Origin of the sequence: Acaryochloris sp. IP29b_bin.137 (assembly GCF_028285745.1) — a bacterium.
Lineage (GTDB): Bacteria > Cyanobacteriota > Cyanobacteriia > Thermosynechococcales > Thermosynechococcaceae > Acaryochloris.
In genome coordinates this window covers 1-8,403 of record NZ_JANQOP010000278.1, presented here as the reverse complement: position 1 = coordinate 8,403, position 8,403 = coordinate 1, and the positions used below count along the sequence as shown (strand labels likewise).

Sequence of the window (8,403 nt, the reverse complement as noted above, 5' to 3'; positions counted from 1 at the left end):
GCTTCAAAATAACGAGTATTGAAAAGGTTTTGAATATTAATTTGTGCTCTAAAACCTCCCCTCTGATAAAAAATTGAAGCATCTGCACGAGTATAGCTAGGAATAACAAAAGGTCTCCTCAGATCACCATTACGCGATCCTTGGAAATATAGTCCAAATCCCAATCCTAGACCCTCTAGAGCTCCCTTTTGGATTTCATAAGAGGTCCAAATACTCGCCGCATGTTCGGGGGAATTTAGTAACCTCAGCCCATCAGGAAACTCATTATCCTGACTGATACGAGCATTGGTATAAGCATAATTAGCAATAATATTCCAGCCAGGTAGAATCTCTCCAGCGATGTCAAATTCCACACCATCACTGGCCTGTTCCCCAACCTGTACTTGGAAGCCTAAATTACTTGGATCCTGAGTCAATACATTGGTGCGTCTTAACTGGTAATATGCCAAACTAGTGGTTATTCGATCATCCAATAATTTTGCTTTAACACCGAACTCAATCTGTTTACCTTTCTCTGGGATAAATATTTCTCCTGTTTCACCCCGACCAATCGTTGGGTTAAACGATCGAGTATAGCTTGCATATAAGGAGAGATCTTCTATTGGCTTGTAAATAATACCAAAGCGAGGACTAAATGCAGTATCAGCAGTCTGAATGGCTGAAGTATCAGCTCTATTAACCCTATCCACAAAAAATTGTTTCACATAATCAAGGCGTCCACCCAACAATACGATTAGATTATCTGTGAAGTTAATTTGTGACTGAGCATAAAATCCAATTGAACTAGTTTGGGTTTTGGTATCAGTACCAGGGCGCAAATTGATATCACTATCATTGAAAAATCGAGAGGGATCATAGTTTGGGTTAAACAAATTGAATGGGGTGCTCTCTAGCGATAAAAATGGGAAGAAAAGTCTTTGGTTAATGACATCTTCTTGTAACTCCCTAAATAACTCCACACCAAATAATAACTTCTGATCAATTCCTGCAATCTTAAAATCGCCTACGACATTTGTATTTAATGTAAAAGCTTCTCGATAGCTTGGATTTTCCAAATAGATTCTTTCCAACAAATTAAAATTTGGTTGGCCTGCTTCTTGTAGAAAGTTAATTGAACCAACGAAACTCGATTGGGGTGTATCTTGAAATGACCCTAGAAACTCATTCCTGATTTTCCAGCTTTCATCAAATTTATGTTCAAAGCGATAACCAACCCGAATTACATTCGTCTCAGAGCTGCTAATATCAGGCTCACCAAGATTTTTACTAATATCCAGTGTCCCTGCTCTTTGCAAATCTTCTTCTGATATCTGAACCCCACTATCAACAATATCCTCAATTAGAGTATTCCCCTCAGGCCCTATCGCAGAGAAAGCAGGAAGCCCAGAATTATCCCCTCTTGTACGACTGCTTAAGTATTCAAAGTCAACAATTAGACTTGTACTGTCCGTATTAATCAGCTGCAATGAAGGTGAGATAAAGAAAAAGTCGCTGTTTTCGAAGCTCGTAATCCCAAGACGACTCTCGTAGGCAAAGTTAAGACGATACCCAAGGGATTTCGATTCATTCAAAGGTCCAGTAAAGTCAAAAGAACCACCGTAAAATTTATAATTACCTGCTTTAAACTCTAAATTATAAAGTGGTTCTTCCAGTGGTGTTTCAGTAACAAGATTTATGGTGCCACCAAGATTTCCAGCACCAAATAATACGGATGATGGTCCTTTCAATACTTCTATTCGCTCAATGTTATTGACCCCTGAACTAATGCGCAGGGTATCATCTCTCAAGCCATTTCGGAGTAGATTATCAGTTTCAAATCCACGAATAATGGGAGTTGTAGCGCGGGCTAAACCAGCAGCGCGGCCAATATTAACACCACTGGTATTTCTTAACGATTCCCCTAGCCCTTTGTTCCCCTGGTCTTTGAGAACTGCCTTTGGAATAATTTGAATTCCCTGAGGAATATCAAGAACATCAGTATTAGTACGTGTGCCTGCACTAGCAGTAGGAACTTGATACCGAGGTAGTGGATCAGCCGAAACAATAATACGTAAGTTGTTGCCAAACTCTAATTCAGAGGTACTTGCAGAATCACTTGGTGGAACGACATCTAATTTTAACGCTTCTGCTGCCCGCTCTAAGTAGGCATTGAGGGGCTTTTCAACATTGCTGAAGACCTTAATACGAATTTCTTGGTCGCTAATTTGTTGAACAGAAATTGAACTGATGGAAGGAAGTGGGTTCTCAAACGTTAAATTTGTATTATCAGAAAGTGCTAATTGTGCACCCACAACATCTACAAATAAAGCATTTTGCTCTTGAAACTGAAAAACTTTCGGAGATGCCGAGTTAGAAGTAACTAAAACAACTTGCAAACCATCTTGAATGGGTTTTACCAAGATATTAGTGATTTGGGCTAGTGGAACTGATCCTTCATTGGAATCATCTGGCGGGTTAGTCGTTGGGGATGGCGATTGAGTTGGAGAGTCGGGTGCCTCATCAGTCGATTGAGCAGGGGGGGCTTGGGTTTGGTTATCTGGAGAAGGTGGAAGTTGAGATAGCGGTAGAGGATTGAAGGCCTCATCGACTAGTGGAAAATCTACACTTGGATCCTGACTAAGGGATTCGGGAAAAGCAATGCTAGGAGGGATAAGCAGGATGGGTATCATGCCTGGCATCAACAGGCAAATAAATCGGATGAGATAACGCATTCAACCTAAAAAAACTAAAATTAGTAGTCAAGAAATAAGCTACAGAACACCCCCATGAAGATCCAATCGCAATAATCTCCTATCCAGAATGCTGACGACTCTTCATACTTCTCAAGTCTTTTTAAGAGCCGTTTATTATAGTAAGGCTAATTGCAACTATTTTTCAATTAACCTTAAATTATTTAATTTCAGAAACGGGTTCTATGTGGAAGAAGCTCGGAAACTTGAACTGAACTATTTTCCTCAATTGCTTTACCCAGGAAATCAGTTGGGCGGCGTTGGTAGCACTGGATCTGTTTGTGTAGAAGTAGTAGGCCGGACTGGTACCTCTATCGCATCTGCAGGTCTAGGGCGCGGAGCTGAGATTGGTGCTGGGGGAGGGGCTGTTGGGATTGAAGGCGCAACCTGGGGCTGGGGAGGGAGAAGACGAGTCTGCTTGGGTATTGGAGTGCTAGTACTAGCCTTAGCAGCTGAAGGGGCTGGAGGGACATGCTTTGGAGCTACAGGTGGTCTTGTGACGCTGGTTTTGGCGACAGAGGTAGGGGGTGGAGCAGGAGTCCCCGCTGCTGGAGAGGAATGATTGGGGACCGCTGTCGTCGGAGGCGTCTGAGTAGGTTGTGAGTGAACCTTCGATGGAGTGGATGATGAGCGAGGCGCAATGTTGCCAACAGGTGTGGGGAGTTTCCACTGAATATCCTTGCGTTTTGCCACACTTGAATTGTGGGTTGAAGGACTAGTTGAAGGCAAAGAAGGTCCCGTAAATGAGCTGTTTCTGGGACTTGTAAAAGCAGAGGTGGTTGATTTTGATCGTGAGCCAGAGAAAGAAGCAGTAGCGGCAGCTACAGAAGGAGAAGCTGCTACAGAAGGAGGAGCTGCTGGAATAGCTGTTTGGCGAATGGGAACTTGAATGACCTCACGACGACCGGCTGATTTTGCAGCTTGAAACTTTTGTGAGCCTTTTATAACAAAAGCTACTTCAACAGAAACTTGCCCGCCCAATCGATGGGAATCTTTGAACCGCCACTTCTTTCGCGCTTCTTTGAGCGCAGCCCGATCAAACGATTTATTCCCACTCGACTTTTTAATGACTGCCCTTACAACCTTGCCATTCTTGTCATAGGTAATATCAACAACGGGTTGCCCCTCAATTTTTTCCCGTTGCTCTGACAAGGGATAATCGGGCAGCGAACAGGGAGAACAGGCTACAGTTCGTTTACCATAAGGGCGGTTACGCGCAACTTCATGGATGGGCTGACGTTTCTCAGATTTTCTTGACCGAATATTCGGTAAACCTGCCGGACGGTCCGGTTCACCATTAACATTTCCATCCCCCGGTACTAAGCCCATGAAATCGGCCCCTCCCTTAGCACCTTTCCCATCCTCCGAACCTGATTCTGATGCAATTGCAGAATCAGTCGGTATGGTGTCTATTGAGTCTGAAGTCGGTAGTGTGGGGGTAAACGTTTTACTGACCTTTAAAGGTGGAGGCGAATCTTCTGCTGCAGAGGCAGCTTGCTCTTTTTCAGTAGCAACCTCTGTAGGTGGTGGTGGGGATATTTTTTCCGGCTCAGGCTCAGGGACCTCTTGATCCACAACAAAGAGTTCTATAGTTTCTTCTGGTTCTTCAATATCAAGATTACTGAGTAAGTCTCCGGCCCACTTCACAAAAATAGGGGCAGATGAAATATGAGTGCCTAACGCCGCTAATAGGCCAACTACCAATACCCGGCGAATGATACGGAGTTCTCGCTGACGGCCCTCTGTGGAGAATCTTGAAAAGCCCATAGGTTAGTCCATTCCATGGAGACTATTGCAAATAATTTTCATGATAAAACATTATTAAGCGATATCTTTATTTAGTTCAAGGAGTAAAACTGTTATTACCGCAATTAAGGCACTGAAGTAAAAGGGAGCCCCACTATCTATCTGTGAATAAAGCGCACCCGCTATTAGACTAGCAGGTAGGGCTGCTGCCCCTGTTACAGTGTGAAAAACACCAATTTCAGCCCCACGTCTCTCTGGATGAACGAGGTCTGATACTAGCGCCTTTTGTACACCTCTAGTGAAGGTGGAATATAAGCCATAGAGCAGAAATAATATCCAGACTACCCAAATTGAGGTTGTGAGCGCAAACCCCAGATACACAACCGCGAATATCAAAAAACCTCCTCTTAGCAGAGCCTTACGCCCAACTCGATCAGAAAGTCTACCTGCAGCTACCCCTAGGAGTACCTCTACTAGGTTCAAGAGAGCATATAGTAGGAGGATTTGACTACTTGGTAATCCTAAATCTTGAGCCCGTAACAATAAAAACGTATCTGAAGAATTACCAACACTGAATAAGCCCATAACCATCAAAAAATGTCGATAGGTATGAGATAGCCCACGCCATTTCAACTGAGGGTGTGCTCTATTGCTATGATGCTTCGTCCGACGTTCTCGAACCACAACTGACAACACTGCAATCCCCAAAAAAGCTGGGATTACGGCTATCGCAAAGACTCCCCGGTAGTTACCGGGGAAAAACCATAGAAAAATTGCTCCTAGTAATGGTCCTAATACCTCCCCCACTTTTTCTAAACTATGATGCAAACCAAAGGCATATCCTCTCTTGTGTGGGGGAGAGTTCTCTGTAATCAAAACATCTCTGGGCGCGGCTCGTAATCCCTTCCCCAACCGATCAATAAAGCGAGCCCCCAATACATGTCCCCAAACCATTGACACTGCCATCAGAATCCGAGAGCATGCACCAAGGCCATACCCCAACAAAGCAAAAGGCTTACGCCGACCAACCCTATCCGAAAGCCAGCCAGAGTAAAGTTTTAAGAGGCTAGCTGTACTTTCAGCAATCCCTTCAATGAGCCCTAAAGTCCATATTGGAGCTCCTAGGATTTGAGTCAGAAAAATCGGGGTAATGGGATAGACCATCTTGGTCGATAGATCAGTCAACAGACTCACTACCCCTAAAGCTTTAACTGTATGATTTATTTGAGGACTTTGATGCGGCTTGTGGAGCTTCTGGGACATGTCTTACCAACACACTTGGTATTGCTTTACGGGTTGTTGACGATCCATTGCTTGTGAACATAAGGGAGTCATGATTTCATGATTAACTGCAATTCGGGCTCGATAAGACTGTCGACGCTTTTGGTCATCACCAGCCAGGATCTCAATTTCTGACCATGATAATTTCTGTTCCAGCTTGCTTAGAAGTACTTGTGCCCGAATTGTAGGTACATGACGTAATAGCTTCCGCAGAAGTCGGTGGCGTAGTTTGCCACCGTCTTGAGTTTTGATGACTTCTTGTTTAGGTATTTTCAACCATTCCCACCCTTGTTTCATCCAAATTTCACGTTCTAAAACTTGTGTCCAAGCAGAGACTCCCCCCCAGCCACGGTAGTAAGGATAAAGTTGTTTTACATCTCCTTGTCGATTGATGAGGATATCTAAAACGTTCGGTTCTAAGAAACCCCAAAACTGACCTTGTGGAAAATCGATCAAAGTTGGAGCTAAATGATGTCCACCAAAGTGAGCCACTTGCCAAACTTGTAATTGCTGATCGGAATAATTTTGTCTTAGTGCCTGATAAATTGGCGTACCAAAACGCCCACAGGCAAGATCATAGTGAGTATGGGTGCAAACAAAAAGGTGGCGACAGGGAACCTGATAAAACTCTGAAAAACTTGTTAATGGCTTGTGAAAAGTGACTTGTTCTAGAAACTTAGTCAACCGATCTAAAGGCACAGAAAAGTGGAGTGTATCATATCGAGAAAAAGGCCGACTCGGTCGATTAAAGCAAATAACGTTGCGACAACCAATTTGGGAATACTCTTTATCAGATGCAATTGCAAGAATTCTCGTATTTCTCCAAAGGTGAGGATGTTTTTCCAAAGACTGAAAAAGATTGAGCAGTCCTGTAGACTCATTTTCCCATGGGTTTTTTGACCATGGACGAGGCACTTCAATCATAATCCACCTATCAGCCTGAATAGCACTCCCAATGGGATCGACACCAAAGTCTTTTGATGCAAGGGAGCAATACCGAAGGCTCGAAGTATTATTCACTGTAATTTCTATAAATCTATAAACGCTATGTCGCAAATTTACAAAAGCTAAAGCTAAGTTATATATTGTTTTGAAGTTTTTATGTTTTACTGCTAATCAACATCTTCAGTGGGATATGAGTTTATCAAATTCATTTAAGGAATGCATTGCCCAATGTCTAGCACCAACTAATAAGCCCAATGTATCAATGGCAAATATTATTTTTCATATCTATTTCATAAACCATGAACTCCAGCTATGCTAATCTCTCATCAGAATGAACTGTATTAATCTGCGAAAGTATTACAGTTCTGTCAATTTAATGAATCAGGTTGCTCATTTATAAATAGAACATGTATAAGGTTATTCGAACACCATTTAAAGACTGTAAAAGTTGAGCGAGAGACTGAAACATATTGAGTTTATCAACTCTGATTATTCCAGCAAGGGATAAGAAGCCCATGCCTTTATCATAAAAACGCTCCATTTCGTTAGATTAAGGATTGTCCCCATCGCTGAAGAATGATCTATACAGTCAAAGCTAGGTTGAGGGGTTACCCAATAACGAGGTACATGTAAGATTTCCAGTGCTCTTCCTAAATGCGACTTTTGGAAGATACATAAGATATCATTCATCCCGTCATTGAGCAAATGTCCATTTCTCACTAAACGGTAAAACCCATAAAGATGTTGAGTTCTCGAATTTGAGGCTGGGTCAATTGATGAATTTTGGTAAATCTACTTGATACGCATTCTCAATAAGGTTACTATCAGCTTTGGCTTTCAATTTGTAGTTTTCCCATGAGCAAATTTTAATCTAAAGCCGCACTAGATTTACGTCAAGGTAACTAGCAAGTCCATGGCTCAAGTACTTAGAGTCGTTATTCGACTATTTCAAGCGGGCGGTATCGTTATGATTCCGCTCCTAATATTCTCTATCGTAGTCTTTGCTCTCACCATAGAAAGGATCAGGTTTTGGTTCACGGTAACTAGAGATCAGCGATCAGTTACTAGAGAATTTTTACAACTCTATCGCACAGATCCTGAGCTAGCCTTTGACGAGTTAAAGCAACATACTCACCTTCCTTTACCTCGCATTTTTCTTGAGGCACTGGAGTTGGAAAATGCGTCATTAGGCCAATTTCGTTTAGCGCTTGAAGGTGCAACTCAAGCTGAAATCCCTATCCTTAAGCGTTTTAATACGATATTTCAAACGGTAGTTGCTGTTGCCCCGCTGCTTGGCTTGTTAGGAACAATTCTGGGTCTGATACGTTCCTTCTCTTCTATCAAGATTGGCCAAATAGGTGCCAATGCAACTAATGTAACCGGAGGTATTAGCGAAGCCTTAGTTTCTACTGCTGCTGGGATGGTTGTTGCGATCGCGACTCTAGTAGTCACCAATATTTTTCGAGGACTTTATCGAAGGCAAATTGCCATGTTTCGCGAATACGCTAGTCAGCTAGAAATCCTTTACGAATGGCATGTCTATGCCAAAAATGGAGGTAGTCAACCCATGGAGGAGTCCTATGCGAGTATGGGAAGATGATTTTGAAGAAGAGTTGGAGATTAACATCCTGCCACTTATTGATGTTATTTTCGCGATCTTAGCCTTCTTTATCTTGTCCTCCCTATTTTTGACTCAGATTGA

General features: G+C 42.6%; 6 protein-coding genes. 2 read left to right on the top strand and 4 right to left on the bottom strand.

Going from position 1 to position 8,403, the window contains the following annotated elements:
• The 4 genes from Q0991_RS19625 to Q0991_RS19610 all read right to left on the bottom strand — a co-directional run.
• A partial coding sequence (locus tag Q0991_RS19625) for a TonB-dependent siderophore receptor (protein WP_299491701.1) occupies window positions 1–2,711 on the bottom strand: 2,711 nt, incomplete at its 3' end.
• A 264-nt stretch (window positions 2,712–2,975) separates the two neighbouring features.
• Window positions 2,976–4,496: a TonB family protein gene (locus tag Q0991_RS19620; protein WP_299491699.1), complete on the bottom strand. Its 1,521-nt coding sequence runs from the start codon at window positions 4,494–4,496 to the stop codon at window positions 2,976–2,978.
• A 54-nt stretch (window positions 4,497–4,550) separates the two neighbouring features.
• Window positions 4,551–5,738 carry an MFS transporter gene (locus tag Q0991_RS19615; RefSeq protein WP_299491697.1) on the bottom strand — a complete coding sequence of 396 codons (1,188 nt, stop codon included), beginning with the start codon at window positions 5,736–5,738 and terminating at the stop codon, window positions 4,551–4,553.
• Between the two features lie 3 nt (window positions 5,739–5,741).
• Window positions 5,742–6,776: a sucrase ferredoxin gene (locus Q0991_RS19610; RefSeq protein WP_299491694.1), complete on the bottom strand. Its 1,035-nt coding sequence runs from the start codon at window positions 6,774–6,776 to the stop codon at window positions 5,742–5,744.
• Window positions 6,777–7,614: 838 nt separating this feature from the next.
• On the opposite strand from Q0991_RS19610, the gene Q0991_RS19605 reads away from it, so the two are divergent.
• Complete coding sequence (locus Q0991_RS19605; protein WP_299491692.1) at window positions 7,615–8,301, top strand: MotA/TolQ/ExbB proton channel family protein; 687 nt, start codon at window positions 7,615–7,617, stop codon at window positions 8,299–8,301.
• The coding region (locus Q0991_RS19600) for a biopolymer transporter ExbD (protein ID WP_299491703.1) at window positions 8,282–8,403 on the top strand (122 nt) is incomplete at its 3' end. The genes Q0991_RS19605 and Q0991_RS19600, both read left to right, overlap by 20 nt.